General features: G+C 59.2%; 24 protein-coding genes. 13 read left to right on the top strand and 11 right to left on the bottom strand.

The window, feature by feature from the left end:
- The first annotated feature begins 159 nt into the window (after positions 1-159).
- The 3 genes from C8K66_RS08660 to C8K66_RS08650 all read left to right on the top strand — a co-directional run bounded on the left by C8K66_RS08660 (position 160) and on the right by C8K66_RS08650 (position 2,324).
- On the top strand, positions 160-1,545 hold the full coding sequence (locus C8K66_RS08660; RefSeq protein ID WP_108524641.1) for a PLP-dependent aminotransferase family protein: 1,386 nt from the start codon (positions 160-162) through the stop codon (positions 1,543-1,545).
- 147 nt (positions 1,546-1,692) lie between these two features.
- A complete protein-coding gene (locus C8K66_RS08655) occupies positions 1,693-2,007 on the top strand; it encodes a hypothetical protein (RefSeq protein ID WP_108524639.1) in 315 nt (104 codons plus the stop codon).
- Positions 2,008-2,138: 131 nt separating this feature from the next.
- Positions 2,139-2,324, top strand: a complete 186-nt coding sequence (locus C8K66_RS08650) for a ribbon-helix-helix protein, CopG family (protein WP_017845887.1) — start codon at positions 2,139-2,141, stop codon at positions 2,322-2,324.
- A 60-nt stretch (positions 2,325-2,384) separates the two neighbouring features.
- Here C8K66_RS08650 and C8K66_RS08645 read toward each other — a convergent pair whose 3' ends face one another.
- Positions 2,385-4,046, bottom strand: coding sequence for a SulP family inorganic anion transporter (locus C8K66_RS08645; protein WP_108524637.1), 1,662 nt, complete (start codon positions 4,044-4,046; stop codon positions 2,385-2,387).
- 141 nt (positions 4,047-4,187) lie between these two features.
- Here C8K66_RS08645 and C8K66_RS08640 point away from each other — a divergent pair, with 141 nt between their 5' ends.
- From C8K66_RS08640 to C8K66_RS08630, 3 genes are all read left to right on the top strand, one after another.
- On the top strand, positions 4,188-4,418 hold the full coding sequence (locus C8K66_RS08640) for a hypothetical protein (protein ID WP_017845889.1): 231 nt from the start codon (positions 4,188-4,190) through the stop codon (positions 4,416-4,418).
- 485 nt (positions 4,419-4,903) lie between these two features.
- Complete coding sequence (locus C8K66_RS08635) at positions 4,904-6,148, top strand: malic enzyme-like NAD(P)-binding protein (RefSeq protein WP_046382600.1); 1,245 nt, start codon at positions 4,904-4,906, stop codon at positions 6,146-6,148.
- Between the two features lie 548 nt (positions 6,149-6,696).
- The gene (locus C8K66_RS08630) at positions 6,697-7,710 is read left to right on the top strand and encodes an isocitrate dehydrogenase (protein WP_079444408.1); all 1,014 of its coding nucleotides are present in this window, start codon (positions 6,697-6,699) and stop codon (positions 7,708-7,710) included.
- A gap of 221 nt (positions 7,711-7,931) precedes the next feature.
- Here C8K66_RS08630 and C8K66_RS08625 read toward each other — a convergent pair whose 3' ends face one another.
- The gene (locus C8K66_RS08625) at positions 7,932-8,162 is read right to left on the bottom strand and encodes a hypothetical protein (protein ID WP_017845892.1); all 231 of its coding nucleotides are present in this window, start codon (positions 8,160-8,162) and stop codon (positions 7,932-7,934) included.
- A 299-nt stretch (positions 8,163-8,461) separates the two neighbouring features.
- Here C8K66_RS08625 and C8K66_RS08620 point away from each other — a divergent pair, with 299 nt between their 5' ends.
- Positions 8,462-8,737 (top strand): hypothetical protein, encoded by a 276-nt coding sequence (locus C8K66_RS08620; RefSeq protein ID WP_046382602.1) that lies wholly within the window; start codon positions 8,462-8,464, stop codon positions 8,735-8,737.
- Positions 8,738-8,884: 147 nt separating this feature from the next.
- Here the strand turns inward: C8K66_RS08620 and arsA are convergent, their stop codons facing one another.
- On the bottom strand, positions 8,885-10,645 hold the full coding sequence (arsA, locus tag C8K66_RS08615) for an arsenical pump-driving ATPase (RefSeq protein WP_108524635.1): 1,761 nt from the start codon (positions 10,643-10,645) through the stop codon (positions 8,885-8,887).
- A gap of 462 nt (positions 10,646-11,107) precedes the next feature.
- Here arsA and C8K66_RS08610 point away from each other — a divergent pair, with 462 nt between their 5' ends.
- From C8K66_RS08610 to C8K66_RS08590, 5 genes are all read left to right on the top strand, one after another.
- A complete protein-coding gene (locus C8K66_RS08610) occupies positions 11,108-11,629 on the top strand; it encodes a fimbrial protein (protein ID WP_017845895.1) in 522 nt (173 codons plus the stop codon).
- 94 nt (positions 11,630-11,723) lie between these two features.
- The gene (locus C8K66_RS08605) at positions 11,724-12,404 is read left to right on the top strand and encodes a molecular chaperone (RefSeq protein ID WP_057005953.1); all 681 of its coding nucleotides are present in this window, start codon (positions 11,724-11,726) and stop codon (positions 12,402-12,404) included.
- A gap of 133 nt (positions 12,405-12,537) precedes the next feature.
- On the top strand, positions 12,538-15,066 hold the full coding sequence (locus C8K66_RS08600) for a fimbria/pilus outer membrane usher protein (protein WP_256590915.1): 2,529 nt from the start codon (positions 12,538-12,540) through the stop codon (positions 15,064-15,066).
- 13 nt (positions 15,067-15,079) lie between these two features.
- Positions 15,080-16,045, top strand: a complete 966-nt coding sequence (locus tag C8K66_RS08595) for a fimbrial protein (RefSeq protein ID WP_108524633.1) — start codon at positions 15,080-15,082, stop codon at positions 16,043-16,045.
- Between the two features lie 168 nt (positions 16,046-16,213).
- On the top strand, positions 16,214-17,011 hold the full coding sequence (locus tag C8K66_RS08590) for a DNA/RNA non-specific endonuclease (RefSeq protein ID WP_046382606.1): 798 nt from the start codon (positions 16,214-16,216) through the stop codon (positions 17,009-17,011).
- 24 nt (positions 17,012-17,035) lie between these two features.
- Here C8K66_RS08590 and dmeF read toward each other — a convergent pair whose 3' ends face one another.
- Positions 17,036-17,956: a CDF family Co(II)/Ni(II) efflux transporter DmeF gene (gene dmeF, locus C8K66_RS08585; protein WP_017849381.1), complete on the bottom strand. Its 921-nt coding sequence runs from the start codon at positions 17,954-17,956 to the stop codon at positions 17,036-17,038.
- Positions 17,953-18,228, bottom strand: coding sequence for a metal/formaldehyde-sensitive transcriptional repressor (locus C8K66_RS08580; protein WP_017849380.1), 276 nt, complete (start codon positions 18,226-18,228; stop codon positions 17,953-17,955). The genes dmeF and C8K66_RS08580 overlap by 4 nt, the downstream gene beginning before the upstream one ends.
- Positions 18,229-18,367: 139 nt before the next feature.
- On the opposite strand from C8K66_RS08580, the gene C8K66_RS08575 reads away from it, so the two are divergent.
- Entirely contained in the window at positions 18,368-19,579 is a 1,212-nt protein-coding gene (locus C8K66_RS08575) for a YeeE/YedE family protein (RefSeq protein ID WP_046486823.1), read from the top strand.
- Between the two features lie 54 nt (positions 19,580-19,633).
- Here C8K66_RS08575 and C8K66_RS08570 read toward each other — a convergent pair whose 3' ends face one another.
- The 6 genes from C8K66_RS08570 to C8K66_RS08545 form a co-directional block, all read right to left on the bottom strand.
- The gene (locus C8K66_RS08570) at positions 19,634-20,674 is read right to left on the bottom strand and encodes an alpha/beta fold hydrolase (protein WP_108524631.1); all 1,041 of its coding nucleotides are present in this window, start codon (positions 20,672-20,674) and stop codon (positions 19,634-19,636) included.
- Positions 20,675-20,819: 145 nt separating this feature from the next.
- Positions 20,820-22,841 (bottom strand): FIST N-terminal domain-containing protein, encoded by a 2,022-nt coding sequence (locus tag C8K66_RS08565; protein WP_057005958.1) that lies wholly within the window; start codon positions 22,839-22,841, stop codon positions 20,820-20,822.
- Positions 22,842-23,182: 341 nt separating this feature from the next.
- Positions 23,183-23,539, bottom strand: coding sequence for a VOC family protein (locus C8K66_RS08560; protein WP_017849375.1), 357 nt, complete (start codon positions 23,537-23,539; stop codon positions 23,183-23,185).
- A 75-nt stretch (positions 23,540-23,614) separates the two neighbouring features.
- Complete coding sequence (locus tag C8K66_RS08555) at positions 23,615-24,865, bottom strand: NAD(P)/FAD-dependent oxidoreductase (protein WP_046382610.1); 1,251 nt, start codon at positions 24,863-24,865, stop codon at positions 23,615-23,617.
- Between the two features lie 88 nt (positions 24,866-24,953).
- On the bottom strand, positions 24,954-25,403 hold the full coding sequence (locus C8K66_RS08550) for a type II 3-dehydroquinate dehydratase (protein WP_046382611.1): 450 nt from the start codon (positions 25,401-25,403) through the stop codon (positions 24,954-24,956).
- Between the two features lie 54 nt (positions 25,404-25,457).
- A complete protein-coding gene (locus tag C8K66_RS08545) occupies positions 25,458-25,880 on the bottom strand; it encodes a RidA family protein (RefSeq protein ID WP_017849372.1) in 423 nt (140 codons plus the stop codon).
- Between the last annotated feature and the right edge of the window lie 76 nt (positions 25,881-25,956).

Here is a 25,956-nt window from a genome sequence, read left to right as displayed (position 1 = left end):
GACGGCTGAAGTCTTGTGTTTCGGTAGAAAATTAATGACATGTATTTGATCGGTGTAATGTTTTGAATCGACTAATATTGAGTCGATTGTTGTGCGATTACGCTTATGAAAAATTTCATGGTAGGATTTCGCGCTTCAGTTGTTTCTGGTGTCGTTCCTATGTGGGTTCCTGAATACAGCGGCCATGGCCAGCCGGTTTACTTGATGATCGCCGACGCACTGGCGCGTGACATCGCTTCCGGGCACTTGGCCGCGGGCGAGCGCCTGCCCACCCTCAAGGAGCTGGCTGAGGCGTTGAAAGTGACGCCGGGCACCATCGGCCGCTCCTACGACGAGGCGGCCAAGCGCGGCCTGGTGATCGGGGAAGTGGGACGAGGCACATTCGTGCTGCCGACCCGCGCTGTCTTGGCGCCGGTGGCCAGACTCGGCGTTGCCTCCAAGGTAGATACCGGGCAGATAGACCTGTCGATCATCAAGCCCTGCGACGCCTGCATGAGCGACTGGCTGCGAGGAGCAATCGAGGAGTTGGCGCAGGCGCCGGAGTTGGGATCGATCCTGGATTACGTCACCGACGGCGGCCATTCCGTGCATAAGGAGGCCGGCGCGTTGTGGGTGCAGCGCTGCCTGCCGGACGCCAATGCCCAACAGATCGTGTTGACGGCTGGTGCCCAACACGGCTTGCTGGTGGCCATCGGCGGCCTGTCCAGCGTCGGCGATATGATTCTGTGTGAGGAATATTGCTATCCGGGGATCATCTCCCTGGCCCACAGCCTAGGCCGTCGCCTGCACGGGGTGCAGGTCGATGAGTACGGCCTGGTACCGGCGGCGCTGCGGGCCGCGTGCATCGAGCACCGGCCCACGCTGCTGGTGACGGTGGCCACGCACCAGAACCCCACCAACTCGATCATGCCCGAATCGCGTCGCCTGGAAATCGCCGAGATCGCCCGCGAGTTTGACCTGTACATCATCGATGATGATATCTACGGCTTTCTTGAGACACGCCCCGCGCACAAGCCGTTGTCGGCCTATGCCCCGGAGCGCTCGGTATACCTGACCAGCCTGTCCAAGAGCTTGTTACCGGCCCTGCGCATCGGTTACCTGTACGCGCCGCCGCAAACCCTATCGCGGCTGTCGTCCATGGTGCGCAGCAGTGTGTGGATGCCGTCGCCGTTGATGGCTCAATTGGCCAGCAACCTGATCACCAGTGGCCGTGGGGCGCAATTGGTGCGGGTGCAACAGGAGGAAGCTGCGGAGCGCCAGCGCCTGGCGCGGCAGCTACTGGGCTCGTACGACATTCGCACCCAACCCAACAGCTTCCATGTGTGGCTCGAATTGCCCGAGCCCTGGACCAGCGACGAGTTCGCCAACCTCGCGCGCGCCAACGGCGTGATCGTGGTCAGTGGCAGCCAGTTCCTGGCCCAGCGCAGCGCCAGCACCCGTGGGGTACGCATCGCCCTGATGGGCCCTAGCCGCGCGGAGTTGGGGTTTGCGTTGACCAAGTTGGTCAGCCTGCTGGCTGCGCCGGAGCCGCGGTTGTTTTATTGATTGTTGTGGGGCGGTCGGCGGGAGGCCTGAAGGCGATTGTCTTGAGGTCTTTTGCGCTCTCAAGATTGAGCGCCGCTCGTGCGACGTTCCTCGGCTCACCTTCTCTGCCGCGAGAGTTGGCAAGCCGGATGTCAGCCTAGTCCTTTCATGATACGACTCGCCCAAAACCTTGCGCAGCCTGTCACCCATTCGGCCTCGCGGTTTTTTAGGGTTCGTGTGATCTGGCTGCCCATCGTCGGATGGCTTTCTTTGCTGTTGGCGTTTTTTTTAGCCATATGGCGGAGGAGGGAGGGCATGATTCCGGCGAGCAAAACCCTACAAGCAACAGCATACGATCCGGCCAGGCCTTTACCGCTGCTGTTTGGTGAAGGCACGAAACTCAAGATCACCAGCGCATTTGAGCTTCATTCGATGATGGAGAAAGGATTTCCGTCGGAGTTGGTAATCGCCCCCGCTACGTGACCACCATGTGTTTTCGAAGGTGCTCGGGCTTTCGGATCGAACAGTGCAGCGGCGAACCTAAGCGGTGACAAATGAATGCCCTGCTATTATAATTTGATTATCATTGATCGATTTAGGCGACAGGCAATTCCATGGAAAACAAGACTGCACGACTGACTGTGCTCATTGATCCCGTCAAGAAAAAAGCCCTTGAGGAGCTTTGCGCGTCTCAGGACCTGACACCTTCTCAGGTCGTTCGTCAGCTGATTCGGGACTACCTCGAGACGCATGGCGTGTCCTACGCGACCAAAAGCAAAATTGCGGCCAATGCCAAGTAATTCATCCCTGTATGAGCGGGCACGACAAGTGCCTGCTCATCGCGCGTCATTCACTGTCTCCTACGTCTCGCCCTGACTCTCGTTGATCTGGGTATGACTGACCAGTGCGCCATTGAAGTCGGCATGATAATGCGGTGAACCGAGCACCTGAAGAATCCCGGCCCGGTCGAGTTTGCCAAGCACTTTCTCATTGGCTTCACACAGCTTTACGACAATGCCGCGCTTGTGCAGTTGCTCAATGACTTCGAGCAGCGTTTGCAAGCCCGTGATGTCCATGAACGGCACGCGCTTCAGGCGAATAATCAACGTTCTGGGATCGGTGTGCGTTTGCGCCAAAACACGTTCAAAGGTTTCTGCGGCGCCAAAGAACAGAGGCCCCTCGATGGTGTAGACCAAAACACCGGGAGGAAGATGTGCATGTCCATTTGTACGCAACTCTGCCTCCAGCTCATCTTCGACCATTAGCTGTACCTCGACAGAGGACGCCATGCGACGCATGAATTGCAGCATGGCAAGAATCACCCCAATGTTCACGGCGATCGTCAGGTCACTGAATACGGTCAGGCCGAAGGTGATTAGCAAGATGGCAACGTCGGCTTTGGGCGCGCGTTTGACCATGCGCTTGAAGTGCTTCAGTTCGCTCATGTTGTAAGCGACCACGAACAAGATCGCCGCCAATGCGCAAAGCGGGATATCCGAAGCCAGCGGCGCCAGAAAGAAGATCAGCAAAATCAACGTGAGGGAGTGGGCAATGCCCGCGATTGGGCTATTGCCGCCATTGCGGATGTTGGTGGCCGTTCGAGCGATCGCCCCTGTCGCAGCGAAGCCACCGAACAGAGGGGTGACCAGGTTGGCAATGCCTTGTCCGATCAACTCCTGATTGGAGTCATGTTTGGTGCCGGCCATCCCGTCGGCGACAATCGCCGACAACAGTGACTCGATAGCCCCAAGCATCGCGATTGCAAACGCAGGGCCAATCAACTCAATGACCTGGGGCAGCGTTATTGCTGGAAGGCCGATTTGGGGAAGGCCTTGAGGAATGCCCCCAAATGCACTGCCGATCGTGGCCACGCCGTCGAACTGAAAATAGGCATGCAACGCCGTCACCACGACCATCGCGATCAGCGGGCCGGGAACACGCTTTAAACCCGGCAGTTTAGGCGCGAGGATCACCAGTGCCAGGCTCAGCAGGGCCAACAGTGTCGTGGGTACATGAAGGTTGGGGAATGCCTGGATGAGGTGCCACAGCCGCTGGTGGAAGTGCTCGCCACTGATTTTCGGCAAGCCCAGAAAGTCTTTCCATTGCCCGACCCAAATGATCACCCCGATGCCGGCGGTGAATCCCACAATCACCGGGTCAGGGATGAACTTGATGAGTGCGCCAAGTTTGGTGATGCCGAGCAGCAACAAAATTGCCCCGGCCATCATTGTCGCGACCTGCAAGCCATCAACGCCGTACTTGGCTGTCACGCTGGCCAGAATGACGATGAATGCGCCTGTGGGGCCCGCAATCTGCAGCCGGCTTCCGCCGAACAGCGAAACCAGCAAACCACCCACAATGGCCGTGTAGATCCCCTGTTCCGGCTTGACGCCGGAGGCGATGGCAAATGCCATGGCCAAGGGCAGCGCCACGACGCCGACGATGATCCCTGAGACGATATTTCCAAGCCAATGCTCGCGCCCTAACAAGCCCGCTTTCCAAGCTTCTCGTATCGCAATCATGACTAGCCTCGTTCTGGTGGCATGTGCATACTATTCACACGTTATGATAATAGCAAAGCAATTGGCCTAGCCTCGGTACAACACCGGCGACGCTCTAGATTCAGTGCTCAGAGAGCTGAGCCCTATGCTCGGAGACCGCGCATGAAACGCGAAGATGTCAAAACCAAACACGGGGAAGGCATGCACTTCGACACGCATGTGATAGCCAACCCGGCCAACACGCACGAGTGGATCATTCTTTTCAAAAAGGATGCCGGGAGAAGCTATTTTCTGGTCAATGACAACGAGGAAGTGGAGTCATTTGGACGCCTCGATGATCTGATCCATGAGCTTCGCGAGCTGGGTATCAAATCTGCCGAAGTGCATTTCTGACAGCCACCCTCAGAAAGGTTGAGCAGGTCAGTAAAGATTGAGTTCTGTTAAAGAAAGAATCGACGCCCCCCATCCTTTTCCGCGATCGCCTGACACGGATCAACGCTGATCCGGCCCCATGAGCCGCGTCGACGCCCTTACGCGATTGTCGAAGTGCGTAGGGCGGCTCCAAGACGCGATAAGCAAACCCCGAGTCCTAGTGTGTCGTGCTTGGTGCATGGCGCGCCGGGCTTTCGAGCGCGCAAAAAAAAGGCCACGCAAGGTGGCCTAAACGGGTTCAAGCATAGGAGGGCTCTATTGGCCAAAAAATACAGGCCCGCCCTGAAGTCTTAGGGCCAATAGCGTTGGTCTGCTGGCTGACAAACCCCTTCGTCAGCAGCATTCAAGCCGGCAACTCGATCCTGGTCTGTGGCTCAGGACCTCGTTGCCTTGTATTATAATAGTGTTAACATAATATTGTAATCAACGTCTAATTAGGGGCTCGCATGACTACCGACTTCAAGAAGGCTGCACTGGATTACCATGAATTCCCGACCCCAGGAAAAATCGGCATTGCGCTGACCAAGCCTGCCGATACCGCCGCCCAACTCGCACTGGCGTACAGCCCTGGCGTAGCCGAGCCCGTTCGCGAAATCGCGAAGGACCCGGAGAACGTCTATCGCTTTACCGGAAAAGGCAATCTGGTGGCCGTGATCACAAACGGTACGGCCATTTTGGGCCTCGGCGATCTGGGCCCCTTGGCCAGTAAGCCGGTGATGGAAGGCAAAGCGTTGCTGTTCAAGCGTTTTGCCGGTATCGACTCGATCGATATCGAAGTCAATGCCGAGAGTTCCCAGGCTTTTATCGACACCGTCGTGCGTATCGCCGACACCTTTGGTGGGATCAATCTGGAAGACATCAAAGCCCCTGAGTGCTTTGAAATCGAGGACGCACTGATCGAACAGTGCAACATCCCGGTCTTCCATGACGACCAGCACGGCACCGCCATCGTCACCGCGGCCGGCATGCTCAATGCGCTGGAGATTCAGGGCAAAACGCTGGAGAACGCGAGAATCGTCTGCCTCGGCGCCGGTGCCGCAGCCACGGCGTGCATGCGCCTGCTGCTCAGCCTTGGCGCGCAAAAAAGCAATCTGTACATGGTCGATCGTACCGGTGTCATCCACTCGGCGCGCAAAGACCTCAACCAATACAAAGCACAATTCGTTAACGACGGTGGCCCGCGCACGTTGATGGAAGCCATGAACGGTGCCGATGTGTTCGTGGGGTTGTCTGGCGCCAATCTGCTTCCGGCTGAAGCGTTGGCGGCGATGGCTCCCAAGCCGATCGTGTTTGCCTGCTCGAACCCCGATCCTGAAATCAGCTACGAGTTGGCCATGGCCACGCGTGATGACTTGATCATGGCGACCGGTCGCTCCGACTACCCGAACCAGGTCAATAACGTTCTGGGCTTTCCGTTCATCTTCCGCGGAACCCTGGATGTTCGGGCAACCCGGATCAACGAAGCGATGAAAATTGCGGCAGTGGAAGCACTGCGCCAATTGGCCAAAGAGCCAACCCCTGTGGAAGTGCTGCGAGCGTTCAACGTCGACAAGCTTGAGTTTGGGCGCGATTACATTCTCCCCAAAGCGCTCGATGCTCGCCTGCTCGGTGCAATCGCCGGCGCAGTGGCCAAGGCCGCTATCGACACCGGTGTTGCGAAGCTGCATTACCCGGCGCACTACCCGCTGTAAGCGGAGGTCAATCAGGCTGATGTGCGGCAGTTGCACGACCTTTTGCACGGTTGGCAGCTGTCGCACTCGGCGGACATCCGGCCGCCGCAGCTCCTGAACATCGACAGCCCGCCATTTGCAAGATCATCCGTTCTTGAATGATCCGAGCCACAACCCGTCTTCCTTTTATGCCTGCCTAAAAGCGACCTCACCCTGTCACGCACAGGCGTTCTAAGACCTTGGTATCATCCGGAAAACGCTGCTTTCTACCACGTGGAATTAGCATTGTATGTTAATGTTATGCGCGTCATCGATGGAGCAAATGACTGCACGCTTGATCCGGGCGCTCACCTGTAACCGCCGCATCCATAGCGAGAGCTGACACCCGTTCAGGTCGCTCGTCAATTGATCCGCAATGACCTGCGCGGTCACGGCGCGGAGGATGAAACATAGCACTCTGCCGCGGTGAAAGCCGTCAGACAGTCAATGCCTATCAGCAGACTCGTGACACCAGTCTCAGTGACCCCATCAATACAGCAGGCTGACACAGCGCTGTTAAGGAAGAGACCATGAGCAAAACCATCGCAATCATCAAGGGTGACGGCATCGGCCCTGAGATCATGCAAGCGACGCTACGCGTACTCGATGCCCTTGACTGCAATCTTCAGTACGACTTCGTTGAGGCCGGCTTGGAGGCCTTGCAGCAGCATGGGCAACTGATGCCGCCCGCGTCCATCGATACGATCGCCAAACACGGCGTCGCACTCAAAGGCCCTCTGACCACGCCGATTGGCCGCGGCTTCTCCTCGATCAACGTCCACCTTCGCCGCCACTTCGATCTCTACGCCAACGTCCGACCGGCGATCAGTTTCCCCGGCACTCGTTCGCGCTTTGAAGGTATCGATATCATCACGGTGCGTGAAAATACCGAAGGGGCGTACCTGCCAGAAGGGCAAAGTATTTCGGAAGACGGCGAAGTCGCTCTGGCAAGCATTCGCGTAACACGCACAGCCTCCGAACGCATCGTGCGCTACGCGTTCGAGCTGGCTCGTAGCAAAGGCCGCAAAAAAGTGACCGCGGTACACAAGGCCAACATCATCAAGTCGTGTTCCGGGCTGTTCCTTGACGTGGCGCGTGAGGTCGCCGAGGATTATCCGGAAATCGAATTCCACGAGATGATCGTCGACAATGCCTGTATGCAGTTGGTGATGAATCCCCATCAATTCGATGTCATCGTCACCACCAACCTGTTTGGCGACATCCTTTCAGACCTGTGCGCAGGCCTGGTCGGTGGGTTGGGCTTGGCGCCGGGGTCCAACATCGGTGCCGATGCAGCCATCTTCGAAGCGGTCCACGGTTCGGCACCGGACATCGCCGGCAAGAACATCGCGAACCCGTGTGCATTGTTATTGGCCGCCGCAGACATGCTTGATTACCTGGGCATGGTGGACAAGGGCACGCGCATTCGTACTGCTATCCGCGTTGTTCTGGAAAACTCCCGTGACCAAGTGACACCCGATATGGGCGGGGCCGGTACCACTGAGTCCTTCGCCGATGCCTTGGTGGCCTACTTGCGTGCCTGAGTAGAGCGTCAGGAAACGCGCGCCAGCTCACTGCGAGCTGGCGACTTTCTACGTGTGCTCCACGCGGACCTGCCCGTAGGGCCGCTGGCTGGAAAACCTTCCGATACTCGAGTCCTCCAGCAGTCTTTTGTTGCCGTAACGTTGGCGTTAATAGACGTTAATCCAACATCATTATTTGCTGCGATCGCACTTGTAGATGCGCGAGGTGCCAAGGAAACAATTCAGAAATGAATTTCAGCTACCTTGATACCGATTTCGCGCAGCTCATGAATCAAATCATCAAGGTACCGAAAAGGTTCGATTTCTTCGTTGTCATTGACTAGGAAGAAGCTTCTTCCGGCATCCTTTTTAAAGAAGACGATCCACTCCTGGGTGTTGGCCGGGTTGGCAATCAAATGGGTATCAAACTGAATGCCTTCAGCGTATTTGGTTTTTACGTCTTCACGTTTCATACGGGTCTCCAAGCGCTCACGTAGTGCTGCTTTCATGCATGTCTCTGCCTCCTGGCAATCAATCAAAAGACCTCGTCCGGGCCTGAGGCCAGGGCGACGTCGATTGCCTTTCTATTATCACTGCATGATAATATTATGCACATATGATCCAGTGGAGGATAGTCGTGTGCAGAGCTGTCGAAGCGCCTGAGCCACGCGGGTCCGCCCGATGCCCTGGCGTTCAAGGCACACCGCCATGCGGCTGGCTTTGCTTTTGATTCAATGCATAAGGTTTCTGAATTTTAAGGACGACAGTCATCATGCGCAAAACAGCAATTGAGAAACGCCTTGCGCTGAATGCTCCGCCCCTGGAGCCAGGGCAACGACTGTTGGTTGGCCTTGAGCAATGTGTCGTCGTTCGGCAGCGAGAAACAGGGATCCATCAAGTTGTATTCGACTGCAAAGCCCCCAAGACTGCTCGGGTTTTTTGGGCGGAATATGAGTGGATGTTCATCGGCCGGATTAAGCGGCACGCTGAGCAAGATCCTTCATTGGAACGCTTTGTCTCGGTGCTGAGAGCAGGGTCTGAAGACTGATAGGCAGTCACGGCTCTGATCGACAGTACGCTTGGCTGAGCGCAGCCAGGTCGTGCCAGATAGAGAAAAGCCTGCAGCCATGCAGGCTTTTTTGCTGGTGTCGTTCCAGTCATCCAGGCGCACGGTGTGAGCAAGCCGAGCGACACTTCAATCCAGCAAGCGCTTCAACCCGGCGACGCCAACCGGCGGCTCCACTGTCCACGGCACTACGATGACAGCATGGTTGGTTTCTTCGGCCACTCTCGCCATTTGTTTGCGCTCGCTATCCAGGCGCGCTCGTAGCAGCGGGTCTGTCGTATCGGTGGCCAGCAACGACTTATTGACCACCCAGGCAAACGGTTCGATGTCGGCCCTGCGCAAGTCATCCTGCAGCGCTGCCGCCTGCGACACCGGGGTGGCTTCGGGCAGCGTGACGAGGATGATCTTGGTGTAGTCCGCATCTTGCAGGCGCATCAACGGCGTGACGATGTGGTCCGAGGCTTTGCCTTTGAATTCGCGAACCATCTGGCGGTGATAGGCGCCTGTGGCGTCCATCAGGAGCAGGGAGTGACCTGTGGGGGCCGTGTCGAGTACCACGAATGCACTTCTGGCTTGCGCAACCACACGGGAAAATGCGTGGAACACCGCGACCTCTTCGGTACACGGGGATTGCAGATCCTCGATGAGCAAGGCGGTTTCGTCTTCCGTCAGGCTTGGCGCGCGGGAGGCGACGATCTTGTCCACGTATTTTTGGGTCTCGACCTTAGGGTCGATGCGGCCGACGCTGAGTCCCTGCACGTCGGCATTGAGGGTTACCGCCAGATGCGCCGCAGGATCTGTCGTACTCAGGTGTACGGACTTGCCATGCTGTACCAGTCCCAGGGCGATGGCGGCGGCAATGGTGGTTTTGCCCACGCCGCCTTTGCCCATGACCATGATCAGGCCGCGCTGGTCGTGGGCTAACTCGGCGACCAATTCCGCGAGTGCGTGATATTCCAGGCGCGACGGTACTGGGCTTGTAATGCTGGCTGGGACAGCAAGCTCGGGTGTCAGCAGTGCGCGAAGCGCGGGCAAGCCAACCGAATCCACGGCCTTGAGTGGGATGTAGTCGGCTGAAAGCTGGCGCAGTGACGCGGGCATCTCGTCGAGCGCCTGCTGGCCCATAGCTTCGATCGCGGCGGCGATCGGGTCATTCAAGTCGCTGCGTTTAAATACAGCATTGACCACCAGGCGCTGGTGGTTCAAGCCCAGTTCACGGAGTTCGTCGCTGGAGCGTGCAGCCTCGCTGAGGGCGCCTTTATCAGGGCGCGTCACCAGAACAACGGTAGTCAGGGCTGGATCATTGAGCGCCACCAATGCCTGATTGAACAACTGCTCCTGCATTTTCAAGCCCGAATGCGGCCCCAGGCATGATGCGCCACGATCGTTGCCTTTTAGAAAACCGCTCCACGCTTTTGGCAGGCTCAACAATCTGAGCGTGTGCCCCGTGGGCGCGGTATCGAACACGATGTGGTCATACGCCGCGCTGCCCTGCGACAGCAGGTGGGAGAACTCGTCGAAGGTTGCGATTTCGGTCGTGCATGCCCCGGAGAGTTGCTCACGCACCAAGGCGATGTCTTCATCGCGGGCCTGGTCGCCCATTTGCTCGATTACCCGGGCCCGATAGTCAATTGCTGCGGTCCCTGGGTCGATATTGAGCACGAACATTCCAGGCACGTGCGGCACCGCGACAGGCTGATTGCTCAGCTCGACGCCGAGCATCTCGTCAAGGTTCGAGGCGGCGTCCGTGCTGACCAGCAGTACCTTCTTGCCGGCCTCGGCCAGTGCGAGTGATACCGCGGTTGAGACCGACGTTTTGCCGACACCGCCCTTGCCGGTGAAGAACATATATCGGGTGGGTTGATCGAGCAATTTGAGGGTGGGCTGCATGGCACGCTGACTCCCTTGCGGAGCATGACTGGGTTTTGCAGTTTAGACCGATGTTCAGAATCGCCAATGGGGTCATATCAATCAAACGGTAATTTTTACCGTCCTGATAGAGGAGTGTTCTGTCGGAAGAGGGCAGTAATCCATAACCCAAGTGAACAGCCTGTTTGGCTGGTTTTTGCCCTGCGGATCACATCGTCGAGCGTGCTGCAATTCAAATAATTGGAAAACAGAGAAAAGCCCCACAGCACACGCCGATTTTTCGACGTAGGTATTTCTTTAAAAAGCCTTGATCATCGACGCCGCTCTCTCACAACAAGAGGGCAAATCTGAAAAGCAAAGACGAGCTGGCTGACAGTCATCCGCCTGTGGAGTTGTTTGCTCTAGAAAAAGGTTGGCATTGAGACTTGCTCCCCAGTAGTTAGTTGAATGCCTGCATAACTTGACGTGATAAGGAATAGTCGTGTGAATAAAAAATTAATCGTATGCACATTGTTGGCGTGCTCTGCATTTTCGGCGCTCAGCCATGCGGCGGACGGCACTATTAACTTCACCGGTACGATCACCGATGCCGCGTGTACTGTTACACCCGGTACTGCCAATCAGACGGTGACAATGGGGACGGTCAGTTCAACGGCATTGGCCAATGTCGGCGATACCGCGGCCCCGACTCGGTTCGATATCGTCCTGACTAACTGCCCGGCCACGGCCACCAGCGCGGTCGTAAAGTTTGATGGCCCGACCGACGGGAATAACAGCAGTTTGATTGCCCTGACGAGTGGGGCTGGAACCGCCGAGGGTGTGGCGATCGGTGTGTATGAGGGGGATGCCGCTACGTTGATTCCCGTGGGCTCCCCGTCCGTCAGCAAGCCTCTTTCTCCGGTAGCCGACACCACCTTCAACTTCTTCGCCAAATATGTGGCAACCGCTCCAGTGGTGGCCGGTTCCGGCAACGCCGTCAGTGATTTCACAGTTATTTATAACTGATCACTAAGACAGGCCGGGCACGCTGCTCGGCCTTCTCAACAAGTGGGTTTGCTCACGTGCAGGCTTGAGCAAAGCGTCGGTAGGAGATACGTCGATGGGGTGGCTGAAATACATGTTAACCGCCGGCCTGCTGGTCGGTACGGTGCATACAGCTATTGCGGGTGTGGTGGTGGGGGGCACGCGGGTGGTGTACGACGGCTCAAGGAAAGAAGCCTCGATTTCGGTGAAAAACACCGAGAAGACCAAGCCGTATCTGATTCAGTCATGGGTCGATGACGGGGCGCAGACTGCACTTGGCAAGGCGCCGTTTATCATGACGCCGCCGCTGTTTCGGCTGGATGCCGAGCAGGAGAATGTACTGCGCATCATTCGCACCGGAGGGGATTTTCCGCAGGACAGAGAGTCGGTGTTCTGGGTGAATATCAAGTCGATTCCCGCCTCGGAAAAAACCGAAGAAAACCAACTGCTGATTTCTGTGAAGAGTCGGATAAAGCTCTTCTATCGCCCGCCGGGAATGCCAGGAGAGTCGCTGAATGCTTATAAGGCACTGGTCTTTACGCGGGTAGGTAAAGCGTTGCAGGTCAACAACCCTACGGCGTATCACGTGTCTTTTTTTCGCGTGAGCGTGGGTGACCAGGTTATTAACGATGCCGGTATGGTTGCTCCCAAAAGTACATTGGCCTGGCCGATGCCGGAAGGTGCAAGTGGAGCCGTCAGTTGGCAAGCCATCAATGATTATGGCGGTATTACGCCGCAGGCCAGTGCGCCACTCTAATTCATAAGGGCTGTTATTTTAACGGCTTCCTGTTTCGTTAATGCGTTGGATCAACCGCCCTTTGGTGTTGGGGTGGCGGGCACTGTGTTGCCCGGATTGCGGGGCTTCTTATATGAACGCTATAAATAATGGAATGCTACGCCTGAAACTAAAGGTGCTGGCCGCGCATGCACTCAAATGCATGATAGGCATTACGCTGTGTGCGTCCAATGCGCTGGCGCGCGAGTATTTCAATGCCAGTGCCTTGGAGATCGACAATGCAGAACAAACGTGGGTCGACCTCGACGCATTCTCCAATCAGGGCGGGCAGTTGCCTGGAAGTTATTCAGTGGACCTCTACTTGAACGACCGACGAATAGCCAGTCGCGATATTAACTTCGTTGCGCTGGACGGTCTGTTGCAACCTGAACTTACCCCACGACAATTACAGGAGATGGGCGTCAAGTTGCAGGCGTTTCCTGCGTTGCGCGAACTGCCCCAGGAAACCCCCATCAGCAACCTGCAGGCATATATTCCAGATGCGGGCAGCGTGTTCAACTTTCATCAGCGCCGTCTGGACATCAGCATTCCCCAAGCGGCGCTCACCCGTGAAGCACGCGGGCAGATTGATCCTGAACAGTGGGACCAAGGCCTGCCGGCCGCGCTGCTCAATTACAGTTTCAGCGGCGCGAACACTCGGCGCGAAGGGCGTTCCGGCAGCGATGACAATTACTACCTGAACCTGCGCAGCGGGTTGAACCTGGGCGCCTGGCGGCTACGTAACTACTCGACTTACACCCAGGGTGACCGCCGAGCCCAATGGGCCAGCCTCAATACGTACCTTCAGCGTGATGTGCATTCGTTGAAGAGCCAGTTGGTCGTGGGGGACAGCTTCACGCCGGGGGAGTTGTTCAACAGCGTGCAGTATCAGGGCATTCAATTGGCCTCGGACGACAACATGTACCCCGACAGCCTGCGTGGGTTCGCCCCGGTGGTGAGAGGCATCGCCCGCAGCAACGCCCAGGTGACGGTGCGCCAGAACGGCTACATCATCTATCAGACTTATGTGCCCGCCGGCGCATTCGAAATCACGGATTTGTACCCCACGTCTTCCAGCGGCGATATGGAAGTCACCATCACCGAGGCCGATGGCAGCGTGCGCAGCTCGATTCAGCCTTTTTCGGCGGTGCCGGTGATGGTCCGGGAAGGGCGCTTCAAGTATTCGCTGGTCGCGGGCGAATACCGTTCGACGGCGAGCAAGAGCAGCACCCCCGCATTTGCCCAGGGTACGCTGATTTACGGGTTGCCCGGCGACACCACCGTGTACGCGGGTGTCCTTGCCTCGGCGAAGTATTCGGCGACGTCCTTGGGTGTCGGCCACGGGTTTGGCGAATGGGGCTCGCTTTCCATGGATGTGAGCCAGGCCCGCACCGAGTTGCGCCAGGGTTCCCGGCACGATGGTCAGTCGGTGCGCTTTCAATATGCGAAGGATATCGCGGCCACCAACACCACGTTCACCCTGGCCGGTTACCGTTATTCCACCAGCGGTTATTACGATTTCCAGGAAGCCAATGAGATCGACCCCGGCAACTTCAATGACTGGCGACGCCTGTATAACCGGCGCAGCCGTGCGCAACTCAATATCAATCAGTCCCTGGGCGAATACGGCAACTTTTATATCAATGGTTATCAGCAGGACTTCTGGCGACAAACCGGTTACGAACGGAGCCTGAGTGCCGGTTATAACCTGAGCCGGGGCGGCGTGACCTACGGTTTGAGTTATGCCTACACGCAGACCCCCGCGTATAACGGGCGCAAGCGCAATGACCAGCAACTGGCATTCAATATCCAGTTGCCGTTGGGGAGTGCTCTGCGTAATAGCTGGGTGAATTACAACCTGAATACCGATGCACAGGGAAAGACCGCCCACGAACTGGGGCTCAGTGGCGCGACGCTGCCGGACGATAATCTGATCTACAGCGTCAGCCAGGGTTATGCCAGCCCAGGGCAAGGCAACAGCGGCAATGCTCACGCGACTTATAAAGGCTCTTACGCGGAAACCAAGCTCGGTTACAACTACGAGCGACACTCCCGACAACTCAACTATGGCGCACAGGGTGGCGTCGTTGCGCACCCGTTCGGCATTACTTTCTCCCAACCCCAGGGCGAAACCATGGCGCTGGTGCGCGCGCCTGGTGCTGCCGGGGTCAAAGTGCAAAACAACACCGGGGTCAATACCGATTGGCGCGGTTATGCGCTGGTTCCTCATGTCAGTACCTATCGTCGCAACCGCATTGCGTTGAGCACCGAAACACTGGCCGATGACATCGACATCGAGGCCAATACCCAATCGGTCATCCCGACCCGTGGCGCCTTGGTGCTCGCGGATTTCCAGACCCGCGTCGGCAGCCGGGTACTGATGGCCCTCACATATCAGGGAAAACCCGTCACGTTCGGCGCCAGCGCAACGCTGGTGCAAGAGTCGACGACGTTTGCCAGCAGCGGCATTGTCGGCCTGGAAGGGGAGGTTTATCTAAGCGGCATGCCGGAACAGGGTGAAGTGAAGGTTCAGTGGGGCGAGCAAGCGGACCAACAATGCACGGCAGCTTTTGTTTTACCGATATCCATTGAAGGGTCGCAGCCGTTTTCAATCATCAGGACGTTATCGGTGTCATGCAATTAATCGAGGGCTTTTTATGCTGGGTGTACAACGGACGCTGATTAGGTTGTTCTGTTTTGGCAGTGCGGCATGGGTTTTAACGGTGTTATCGAATAACGCATTGGCATCGTGCCGTTTTTACAATGGCGTGTCGTCGGCGTTGACGCGAACGGTAAATTTTGGAACGTTGATTGTCCAGCGTGATACTCCCATCGGCACGGTTTTGGCAACCGCCAATACCGGCGCCTACAATGGTGGCCGGTATTTTTACGGCTGCAGTGTGAATTATGTGCATCGCTTTGCAATGGAACAGTTCAGAGTCATCAGTGCATATGGGAATAACGTATACAACACCAATATAGCGGGTGTGGGGATTCGTGTATTATTCTTCGGCGGCGCTATGCCTTACGATGTCAACTTCAACGGGCCCAGCACTGTTGCGCTGCCTGAACCCGGAATTACCGTGCAGTTGGTAAAAACCACTTCGGGGGCAGTTGGGGCCGGTGTTCTGACGAATGGAAGACTCGCCTCAGGCAGTATCGTTAATTATTTTTATGCTGCTTACGCCAGCCTGTCCGGCAGCAATACCATCATTCCCGTCGCTTGTTCGGTCTCCAATACGTCCATCCCTGTGCCCATGGGCAATGTGCCGCGAAGCCAGTTCACCGGCCCGGGAAGCGCGGGAGATGAAATCAACTTTTCCATCCCGCTCGATTGCGATGCCAATACACGGGTCAAAGTTGCCCTGGATGGCAACGCCCACAGCTCCGGGATTGCTGGGGTGCTGGCACTGAATGCGTCTCCTACCGCCGCAACCGGGGTTGGCGTAAGGCTCTACTACAACAATACCCCCGTCACGCTTAGAACGCCGATTGCCGCGGGCACTACGGTCAGCGACGGCCCCTATGCAATCCCGTTGGTGGCACGTTACTACCAGACCGATGCCAACGTTACCGCCGGCCAGGCCAACAGCACCGCGACGTTTACCATGACCTACAACTGACCAAACCCGGAGGTCGGACGTAGCGCTGCGGGGTGTGGGAATTTTCTGCTGTAATGCCGGGGCTAGAGCAGGCGCGGCCCTGCGGCACTAACCTGGTTTTTCACGGTCAACAGCCCCCGCACCATCGTTGATGGTTGTCGGTTTATCCTCAGCCAAAAGATCTAGAACATGTACCTACGCAACATTGCAGTCGGGCTGTCGGCCCTTGTTTTACTCTCGACCGCGGCCCATGCCCGCAGTCTGCCTGACCTCTACACGGCCACCGAACAACGTGCCTCCTTTGATGGCTGTGCCGATCTTTTCCCCGCCGCCAAACCCATCAACACTGCCACCGTGCCCGCCAGCATGCGGCCCCTGGCCCTGTGTTCGGACAATTTTGCGGTGCTCTATTCGCAGACCAGCAAGACGCCGCTGGTGGTGGTCGAGCGCCTGAACGCCGAGCAATTGCAGGATGCCAAAGGCGAGGAGCGCACCAACCTGTTCTACCCCGACCCGCGCATCCCCAAGGATGGCCGTGCAGAGTTGAGTGACTACCACAGCCAGCATCCGGCCGTCGACCGTGGCCACCAGTCGCCGGCCGCCGACGCACCGAACGCCCATGCCATGGCGCAGTCGTTTGCACTGTCGAACATGGTGCCGCAAGACCCTACCAACAACCGTAAGATCTGGAGCAAGGTCGAGGCGGATGTGCGCAAGTTCGCCAAGCGCGCTGGCGGTGATGTGTTTGTGTTCACCGGCCCGTTGTTTGACCCCGGCTACGGCACCATCGGCGACAACCAGGTCTGGGTGCCGACGCGCCTGTTCAAGCTGGTGTACGACGCTTCGTCGAAACGCGCCTGGGCTTACGTGCTGCCCAACGCGCAGACGCGCATCCAGCGGCCAATGGACTATGACGCGTTCGTGAAGAGTACCGGGCTGAAGTTGCTCGGTAATCTTCCGGTCTCCGGGTCAGTAGGGCGCACGTAAGAGGGGGAGTCACCCAGCGTCGCGCTACGCCACATCGAGCGTGCGAAACTCGACGGTGAGGTGACTCACTTCATGCACCGGTTTGAGGCGCTCGCGAATGCTGTCGGCATCCGCTGTGGAGCGGCCGACAACGCTCACGATTGCCGCATGCACACCGGGCCCTACCTGCCAGACGTGCAAGTCGGTAATCGTCGCGTCGCCCGGTTGTTCCACCAGCTCCCGGATCTCCGCAGCAACATGCTCATGGGTCTGATCGAGTAGTACGCCGGCAGTCACGCCCATCAAGCTCCAGGCCCAGCGTGCGATCACGATGGCGCCGACGATACCCATCAACGGGTCGAGCCAGACCCAACCCAGGTACCGCCCCGCGAGCAGCGCAGCGATTGCCAGCACCGAGGTCAGTGCATCGGCGAGCACATGCACATAGGCGGATCTCAGGTTGTTATCGTGGCCATGGTGGCCGTGGGCATGTTCGTGTTCGTGGTCATGCCCGTGGCTATGACCGTGGCCGAGCAACAGCGCACTGACGATATTGACCACCAGCCCCACCACGGCAATCAACGTCGCGGTGCCGAACTGCACGTCGGTCGGTTGCAACAGGCGCATGACCGACTCGATGCCAATGCCCAGGGACACCAGCGCCAGGATCAGCGCCGAGGCAAAGCCGCCCAGATCACCGACCTTGCCGGTGCCGAAGCTGAAACGCGGGCTCGACGCATGGCGTCGGGCATAGGCGTAGGCCGCGGCGGCGATGCCCAACGCACCCGCGTGGGTGGCCATATGAAAACCGTCGGCCAGCAGGGCCATCGAACCGGTGAGGGCGCCGGCGGCGATTTCCGCGACCATCATCACCACCGTCAACATCACCACCCATAAGGTGCGCTTGGCGTTTTCTTCGTGGGCCGAGCCGAGGAAGACATGCTCGTGGGTATGATCAAGGCTCATTTGGAGTACCGCCGAATGGCTTCAAGCAACTCTTCGACGCCCTGGTTGCGTTCTTCCTCGCTGAGGGATGGGTCCGCCACATGCGCCCGGGCATGTTCTTCGATGATTTCTTCCATCAAGCCGTTGATGGCGCCGCGTGTGGCGGCGACCAGGTGCAGGGTCTTGGCGCAATCGCTGTCCGATTCCAACGCTCTTTCCACCGCTTGAATCTGACCGGCAATGCGCTTGACGCGCTTGATCAGACTGTCTTTATTGGCCGCTATATGGCTCAAAATATACCCCCCCTACCTATGAGGCGCGGAGCATGGCATACCCCGCCCCCCTATGCAATCTTCCGCCGAGAGACAGACCCTCTCGGTTTATACTCGACGGTCTGGTCATCAACCCCCTTCAAATGAATTGAGATACCTCATGAGCACCTCTCTTTCAACAACCTCTGCGCGCAAGCCTGTCGCGCCCCTGGTGGCCTTTGTGCTCCTGGTGCTGGGCGCCGTGTTCCTGCACAACCTTGTCGGCATGCGCCAGGTGCTGTTGCTGGTCGTCGGCGCGGCGCTGGGCTTGACCCTGTACCACGCCGCCTTCGGTTTCACCTCGGCCTGGCGCGTGTTTATCAATGACCGGCGCGGCGCCGGTTTACGTGCGCAAATGGTGATGCTGGCGATAGCGGTATTGCTGTTCTTCCCGGCGCTGGGGGCGGGCACGTTGTTCGGCCAGCCGGTGGTCGGGCTGGTAGCGCCGGCCGGGGTATCGGTGGTGTTCGGCGCATTTATTTTCGGCATCGGCATGCAGTTGGGCGGCGGCTGTGCGTCGGGCACCCTGTTCACTGTGGGCGGCGGTAATGCGCGCATGTTGGTGACGCTGTTCTTCTTTATCTGTGGTTCGTTGATCGCCACGCACCATGTGGGCTGGTGGTTTGCACTGCCGGCGTTCCCGGCGACGTCGATCGTCAAAAGTGTCGGCGTCATGCCGGCGCTGCTTCTGAACCTGGCAGTGTTCGGCCTTATCGCAGCCGTCAGCGTGCGCCTGGAAAAGGCCCGTCATGGTCAACTGGAAGCCGGCGTGACCAGCGAGCATCAAGGCTTGCGCCGCTTCCTGCGTGGCCCCTGGCCCTTGGTGTGGGGCGCGATTGGCCTGGCCCTGCTCAATTACGCAACCCTGGCCCTGGCCGGGCGACCGTGGGGCATCACCTCGGCGTTCGCGCTGTGGGGCGCCAAGGTGGCGAGTGGCCTGGGTGTGGAGGTGGGCAGTTGGGCGTTCTGGCAAATGCCGGGCAACGCCAAGGCCCTGGCCGCGCCGGTGTGGGAAGACATCACCAGCGTGATGGACATCGGCATCGTCCTCGGTGCGCTCCTGGCCGCCGGCCTGGCCGGGCGTTTCGCCCCCAACCTGAACATTCCTGCGCGCTCGCTGATGGCGGCGGTGATCGGTGGCCTGCTGCTCGGTTACGGCTCGCGCCTGGCCTACGGTTGCAACATCGGCGCGTACTTCAGCGGCATCGCCTCCGGCAGCCTGCATGGCTGGGTGTGGCTGGTGGCGGCGTTCATCGGCAACAGCGTCGGCGTGCGGTTGCGCCCGTTCTTCTTTGCCGGCGAGCGGCCGCAGGTGGCGTTGAGCGGGTGCTGAGAATGCCCGCACACATGCTGCCCCGATGCGCTTTGTCTTGAGCCGCCCTTTGTTTTAATTGTGGGGTGTCGGCTGCAGAAACTGTGTGATCAGCGCAACGACCTGCTGCTGGATCACCTGCCGTGGCCGCGCGCCGTCGCCATCCCGGCAGATCACGCCATCGCCTGGCGAATCTTCCTCAATCAACGCCACCGCGCCGGGCTTGCAGCTCGACATAAAGCTGAAGTGGGTGGCGTCGCTGATCGCTACGTAGCGCGTCGAGGCTGTTGGTAGGCGCCTGGCCAAGTCGGCGGACTCCAACTCGGCGGGCATATCCTCCGAGGGCACCGCTCCCGCGATCACCAGCGTCGGCACTGACAATGCGGCCAGGCTGGCGTCGGTCATACCGCGTGACAGGCCCAGGTCCAATGACACCACGGCGCTGACGCGCTTGTCGCGCAGGTCCGCGGCCAGTTGGGCCTTTGCGGCTGGCGTGTTGGCGGGGTTGATCTGGTGGTAGACGATGCAACCGCCCAACTTCGGGTGTGCGTCGCAGTCCTGGGCGAAAAGGTCGGGGTCGAACCGCGCCCCGGCGAGTTCCATCACGGTCCAGCCACCGAGGGAATGGCCCGCCGCAGCGATCCGGTTTTTGGCGACCGCGCCAAATTGCTTCGGCTGCGCCAGCACCGCATCGATGGCCCGGCTCACGTCTTTGGGCCGTTGCCATAACTGCGCGGCGGCTTGCGGGCTGCGATCCCTGGTGGTGGTGCCCGGGTGATTGACCGCTGCGACGATGTAACCCCGGTGCGCCAATGCACTGGCCAGCCACGCCTGATTGCCCCAATTACCGCCGTAACCGTGGGAGAGCACAACCAGCGGATGCTCGCCGCTCGCCGGCGGCGCGTTGGGCACCGCGAGGGCGCCGATAAAAGCCACGCTGTCGGCGATCGGTTCGGCGGTTGCGGTGGTGGTGGCGGGGTACCAGACGACCATCTCTAGCGGACGCTCATGGTGAGCATCGGCCAGCGTAGCGGTTTGGAAGCCGATGGCGTTGTCGACCGCGAGCGCGGGCGTGGTCAGGCAGATCAGGAGCAGAGCGGCGAGGGCGGTTTTCACGGTTTCTATCGTCCTTGATGTGAGCGCCGCATCATAGCCTGAAAGGCGGCCCAGCCAGATACTCGCGAGCGGCCCAACACGCGCGCCCTCTGGCTGAACACTCTGTTCCCGCTACTCGAACATCCGACATCGACCCCGTGGGGACCTACGCATGCGTAAGCCCAGTCAGCGTATCCGCAATCGTCTTGGTCCGTTGCGCGGTCCCCTCGGTGGCGCGGCTTGACGCCTCCAGCGCATCGAGCATTTCGCGCAAGGCGCCGACGCCGCTGGACTGGTCTTCAATCTGCTGGGCAACACGCTGGATTTCGCCGGACAGCAGGTCGATATCCACACCGATTTCCGCCGCATTCTTGCGGGTGATTTCCGCCAGCTTGCGCACCTCATCCGCCACTACCGCAAAACCGCGGCCCAGGTCGCCTGCGCGCGCGGCTTCGATGGCGGCGTTGAGCGCCAGCAGGTTGGTCTGGCCGGCGATTTGCTGAATCACCTGCACAATCGACTGGATACGCAAACTCGAACCGGCCAGGGTCCGCGCGCCGACCACGGCATCATCCGCCTGGCTGGACAAGCCCTCGACCGTCGCCCCGGCCTTTGCAGACACGCTGTTCTGCTGGTCGATGGTGCCCACCAGTTCGTCCATCGAGGCGTGCAATTCGCCGGAGTAATGCTTGATCTGCGAGGCGATTTCCGCCTGTTGACGTTCGGCCTGGGCCAGCACTTGGCCGAGGTCTGCCAGGCCCTCGAACACCGGCAGGATATTGCTGTCCAGCCCGCGGGTATTCAGGGCGCCGCTGAAGTCATTGTTTTTGAACGCGGCAATCTGCTTGACCACCACATGGTTCAATCCGGCCAGCTTATTTACCTGGCGGCGTAGGAAGAAGGCTTTGAACTCGCCGTAGTGCGCAATGAAGTTGTCCAGGTATTCGTCGCTGTAGCTGGCGCCCTTGGCCACTCGAAAGAAGAAAATCGCGGTCAGGGTCTGGTTCAGGTTCAGGCCAAGGATTTCACCGAAGGTCGACAGCCCCGCCAGCGGCACATCGCCAAACGTCCCGGCCATGCTGCCCAATTCGCTGGGGTTGTTCAGCCTGCGCAAAATGCAGTCATTGAGAATGCCCGCCACCGGCTGGCCGCCCTTGCCGCGCAGGAACTGCGCGTAGTCCGTGCGGGTGGCCTCACGCAACGGCGTGCGCCGCACCATCACCAGCTCCTCGCCGGGGGCCACGTCGCAATACAGCTGGACGATCTGCTGTTCATAGTCGATCCGTGCGATGGAGCGCACGAACAATTCATTGCCCACGCGGATGGCAAACGAGAAATCCGCCAACTTCGCTTCCAGCGCCTGGGGCGCGCAACTGAACGCGTCACACAGCGCCTGCACCATGCTCTTGATATTGCCCGCGCTGTCGATCACCTGGTCAATCGTGCGGTCTTCTTCGGAGGCGGTCAGCACGCTGAAGGTCAAGTCAGCCGGTTTGAAATTCTGGCTTTTAAATACGCCAAAACGCACATTCGCGGCGGTTTTCAGGAACACGATCTGTGCGTGGTTCTGATAACTGCGCTGGCCGTCATGGATCAGGGTTTTCTGGAAATCCAACTTACCCCCGGCCGAACCGCCGACAAACAGGCAGGGGAAGCGCCCCGACTCATACAGCGCCTCCATGAAAAACGACTCCGACGCGGACAGCCCATCGAACACCACATAGGCCAGGGTGTCGCGATGGTCGATCGGCGTGTGTGCCTGTACCCGCTTGATATTGCTCGTCAGCTTGGCAATCCGCTCCTTCATCCCCATGCGCTTGCCGCCGCTGCGGATGTCCTCACACTCCAGCGGCACCATCACCACCTCGGCCGAAGCGATCAGGCTGTCGTCGAACAACTGCAGGACAATCCGGTCCCAGCGCTCGCCGGTGGTGCAATACAGCGAATTCGCCGCGTTGCACAACTCGCCAGCGGTGGTACACAGGCTGATGCTGGTGTGGGGAAAGCGACGCTTGAGCTTGGCGGCAATCTGGTCGATGTCCAGGTGCGGAGAGATGAAACCGGTGATCAGCACGGGCGTGATGCGCAGGTTGGCCAATGAGGATTCCAGTTCATTGGCGGTGCAGGTGAGGGTGGCGGTGCCTTGTCGATCGGCCCGGGCTTTTTTTAGAAGGTTGAGTGGGTTCATGGCGGCGGGCTCGATCCAGTGAGGGGCGCATGCGTTGGGCTTGCGGTTAATCAAGTTATCGGCCGATATGGCGGGGGCTGGAGCAGTAACAGAGGGGGTGCGACAAAGTGAACAGGACAATTTATTGCCGCCATTTAACTGGCGAATAAGTGTGCCCCCTTTATCGCGGATCAGTGTAGGCGTTGACTGACAACTTCACCGGTCTTGACACCTTCCAGCCAGATTTCCCATTGATTGAGGCCAATATACTTTGCGCGCGCAATTGTCTTTTGGTCGCGGGCGCCATTGAACTCAAGGTCGGCAAACATAAAGTGTCGAAGCCGCTGGTATTCCAACTGGATCTACGGTTGCGCGGTCCACACGGCCAGTTCATAGCCGTCGGGATCAATGAAGTGGAACCTGCTTCCACCGGGGAACGCAAAGGTTTCGCGGGAGATCACCGCGCCCAGAGCCTTGAGCCGCTGTTGCGCGTCTGCCAGATTGTCCGAATACAAGATGATTAAAGGGCCGCCCGGTCGAACCGGCTCCCCGGTGGTGAAACCACCGGTCAGCCGGCCATCGCTGAACTCGGTATAGGTCGGGCCGTAGTCGACGAACGTCCAGCCGAAGGCGTTGCCGTAGAAGGCTTTGCTGCGGGCAATGTCGCTGACATTGAACTCGATATTGTCGATCTGTCGATCTTGACCACGAACGCTCATGGTTGCCTCCTTGGCGAATGTCCAAAGCGGCGATTGTAACGGTTCGAGCGTTGAAATGTCGCTGGGAACAAGGCGCTAAGCCTTGCCATACGCCATGTACTCGTTCTGCAACACGATGTGATCCGCCACGTACTTCGCATCATGCCAAACCCCATAGATAAACGACGACGCCCGGTTCACCAGGTTTGGCAGGCCCAGGAAATAGATCCCGCTCTGCGCCGAAATCCCGCGTTTGTGGAACGGTTCGCCGTTCTCGTCGAACGCATCCACCTTCAACCAACTGAAGTCGAACTTGAAGCCGGTGGCCCATAGGATCGTGGTCACGCCGGCTTCGGCCAGGTCCAGGCTGAGGGTCGGGTTCAGCAGGCATTGCGGGTCGGGCAGCAGTTCCCAGGCTTGCGGTTCTTCGGGGAACGGCAAGCCGTTTGCCTCGATGTACGCATCGGCGTCGCGCAGTACGTCGAAGTACGCCCGATCGCCCTGCGCCACGTTGGCGGCCAGGCCGGGGGCGAAGGTCATGACGCCAGCGTTCCACTGTTCGGTGACGCCCACCAGGTTGATCCCTTGATGCGCGAGGCGGCGGAAGTCGACGGTCTTGCCGCCTTCGTAGCCGCTGACGGCAAAGGCCACGTGTTTTTTCTTCGGCTGGATTTTGACTTCGTCCCACAGGCCCAGGGCGCCGAGCCACCAGCAGTAGTCGCGGCCGCGGTAGGCGCGGGGAGGGCGGTAGTGTTCGCCGACCGAGAGGTACACGGTTTTGCCGGCCTTTTGCAGTTCTTCGGCGATTTGCGCGCCGGAGGCCCCGGCGCCGACCACCAGCACGGCGCCTTCGGGCAGTTGGCCGGGGTTCTTGTAGGCGCAGGAATGCAACTGATGCAGCGGCGCGGTGGCGGGGACGATGTCCGGGATCGAGGGGCGTTGGAACGGGCCGGTGGCGGCCACCACGTTAGCGGCCTCGATCACGCCCGCCGAGGTGGTCACCTTGAAGCCGGGGCGCCCGACATGGCGCTCCACTTGCTGCACTTCGACGCCGGTACGCACCGGGGCGTTGAGCATTTCGACATAGGCTTGGAAGTAGTCGGCCATGCGCTCCTTGGGCGGGAAGGCTTCGGGGGAGATGCCGTCGAATTTCAGGCCGGGGAAGCGGTCGTGCCAGGCCGGGCCGTTGGCGACCAGCGAGTCCCAGCGCTCCGAACGCCAGCGCTCGGCGATGCGGCTGCGCTCCAGCACGATATGCGGCACGCCCATCAGGGACAGGTGTTCGCTCATGGCGACGCCGGCCTGGCCAGCGCCGACTACCAGGGTGTTGATGGTTTCTACTGACATAGGAAGGGCCTGAATAGTAAGAAGTCTGTCTGAAAAGAACGGGCGCGGTCGCGGTGGACCGCCAATGTGGACGCGTGGGTGATACCGTTCACTGCGGCGGCTCTGCGAGCAGTTCGGCCACCGCCGTGAGTGCCAGTTGGTAACCCAGCGCGCCCAACCCGGCGACCACGCCGGTGGCGGCTTTGGACACGTAGGAGTGATGCCGGAAGCTTTCGCGCTTCCAGATATTGCTCATGTGCGCTTCGATGATCGGGCCGTCGAACGCCAGCAGCGCATCGAGGATCGGCACCGAGCTGTAGCTCAGCCCGGCGGCGTTGATCACGATGGCGTCGGCGTTCAGGCGGGCCTCTTGAATCCAGTCCACCAGCACGCCTTCATGGTTGCTCTGGCGAAAGTCCAGGGTCAGGCCCAACTCCGCGGCGTGGCCCTGGCAACGCGCTTCGATGCTGGCGAAGCTGGCACTGCCGTAGGTGCCGTCCTTGCCCAGCCCATAGAGGTTAGCGTTGGGGCCATTGAGGAAGTACACGGTGTGGGGCATGAGGTTCTCCGGCTTATTCGGCGAGGTGCAGCACGAGGTGGGCGTCGGCCGCCTTCATACGCTCCAGTCGTCCGGCACCACGGCGATCACATCGATCTCCATCAACCACTCCGGTTGACCGAGGCCGGAAATCACCAGCCCGGTGGAAATCGGGAACACGCCCTTGAGCCATTTGCCGACCTCCTGGTACACCGGCTCGCGGTAGCGCGGGTCGATCAGATAGGTGGTGGTCTTGACGATATGGGACAGGTCGGAACCCGCCTCCTCAAGCAGTTGCTTGACGTTTTTCATGGCCTGTTCGGCCTGGGCACGCGGGTCGCCGAGGCCGACCAGGTTGCCGTCGAAATCGGTGCCGATCTGGCCGCGCACATAGATGGTGTTGCCGGCGCGCACGGCCTGGCACAGGTCGTTGTCCAGCGCCTGGTTGGGATAGGTCTGTTTGGTATTGAACATGCGGATACGGGTATGGGTGGGCATGGCGAGCGACTCGTCGGCAGCGGGATGCAATCAGCTTCACATCGCCGGTCGCCGGACGAAACCAGCATTTGTGCGG

The organism is Pseudomonas sp. GV105 (assembly GCF_003058185.1).
GTDB lineage: Bacteria > Pseudomonadota > Gammaproteobacteria > Pseudomonadales > Pseudomonadaceae > Aquipseudomonas > Aquipseudomonas veronii.
The sequence above is the reverse complement of the archived record's forward strand: the minus strand, read 5'-3'. Positions and strand labels throughout refer to the sequence as shown.

Excerpts from the sequence above, each read along its gene's own strand:
- C8K66_RS08660 (WP_108524641.1), top strand. The coding sequence starts at position 160 with ATGTGGGTTCCTGAATACAGCGGCCATGGCCAGCCGGTTTACTTGATG.
- C8K66_RS08655 (WP_108524639.1), top strand. The coding sequence starts at position 1,693 with ATGATACGACTCGCCCAAAACCTTGCGCAGCCTGTCACCCATTCGGCC.
- C8K66_RS08650 (WP_017845887.1), top strand. The coding sequence starts at position 2,139 with ATGGAAAACAAGACTGCACGACTGACTGTGCTCATTGATCCCGTCAAG.
- C8K66_RS08645 (WP_108524637.1), bottom strand. The coding sequence starts at position 4,046 with ATGATTGCGATACGAGAAGCTTGGAAAGCGGGCTTGTTAGGGCGCGAG.
- C8K66_RS08640 (WP_017845889.1), top strand. The coding sequence starts at position 4,188 with ATGAAACGCGAAGATGTCAAAACCAAACACGGGGAAGGCATGCACTTC.
- C8K66_RS08635 (WP_046382600.1), top strand. The coding sequence starts at position 4,904 with ATGACTACCGACTTCAAGAAGGCTGCACTGGATTACCATGAATTCCCG.
- C8K66_RS08630 (WP_079444408.1), top strand. The coding sequence starts at position 6,697 with ATGAGCAAAACCATCGCAATCATCAAGGGTGACGGCATCGGCCCTGAG.
- C8K66_RS08625 (WP_017845892.1), bottom strand. The coding sequence starts at position 8,162 with ATGAAACGTGAAGACGTAAAAACCAAATACGCTGAAGGCATTCAGTTT.
- C8K66_RS08620 (WP_046382602.1), top strand. The coding sequence starts at position 8,462 with ATGCGCAAAACAGCAATTGAGAAACGCCTTGCGCTGAATGCTCCGCCC.
- arsA (WP_108524635.1), bottom strand. The coding sequence starts at position 10,645 with ATGCAGCCCACCCTCAAATTGCTCGATCAACCCACCCGATATATGTTC.
- C8K66_RS08605 (WP_057005953.1), top strand. The coding sequence starts at position 11,724 with ATGGGGTGGCTGAAATACATGTTAACCGCCGGCCTGCTGGTCGGTACG.
- C8K66_RS08600 (WP_256590915.1), top strand. The coding sequence starts at position 12,538 with ATGCTACGCCTGAAACTAAAGGTGCTGGCCGCGCATGCACTCAAATGC.
- C8K66_RS08595 (WP_108524633.1), top strand. The coding sequence starts at position 15,080 with ATGCTGGGTGTACAACGGACGCTGATTAGGTTGTTCTGTTTTGGCAGT.
- C8K66_RS08590 (WP_046382606.1), top strand. The coding sequence starts at position 16,214 with ATGTACCTACGCAACATTGCAGTCGGGCTGTCGGCCCTTGTTTTACTC.
- dmeF (WP_017849381.1), bottom strand. The coding sequence starts at position 17,956 with ATGAGCCTTGATCATACCCACGAGCATGTCTTCCTCGGCTCGGCCCAC.
- C8K66_RS08575 (WP_046486823.1), top strand. The coding sequence starts at position 18,368 with ATGAGCACCTCTCTTTCAACAACCTCTGCGCGCAAGCCTGTCGCGCCC.
- C8K66_RS08565 (WP_057005958.1), bottom strand. The coding sequence starts at position 22,841 with ATGAACCCACTCAACCTTCTAAAAAAAGCCCGGGCCGATCGACAAGGC.
- C8K66_RS08560 (WP_017849375.1), bottom strand. The coding sequence starts at position 23,539 with ATGAGCGTTCGTGGTCAAGATCGACAGATCGACAATATCGAGTTCAAT.
- C8K66_RS08555 (WP_046382610.1), bottom strand. The coding sequence starts at position 24,865 with ATGTCAGTAGAAACCATCAACACCCTGGTAGTCGGCGCTGGCCAGGCC.
- C8K66_RS08550 (WP_046382611.1), bottom strand. The coding sequence starts at position 25,403 with ATGCCCCACACCGTGTACTTCCTCAATGGCCCCAACGCTAACCTCTAT.
- C8K66_RS08545 (WP_017849372.1), bottom strand. The coding sequence starts at position 25,880 with ATGCCCACCCATACCCGTATCCGCATGTTCAATACCAAACAGACCTAT.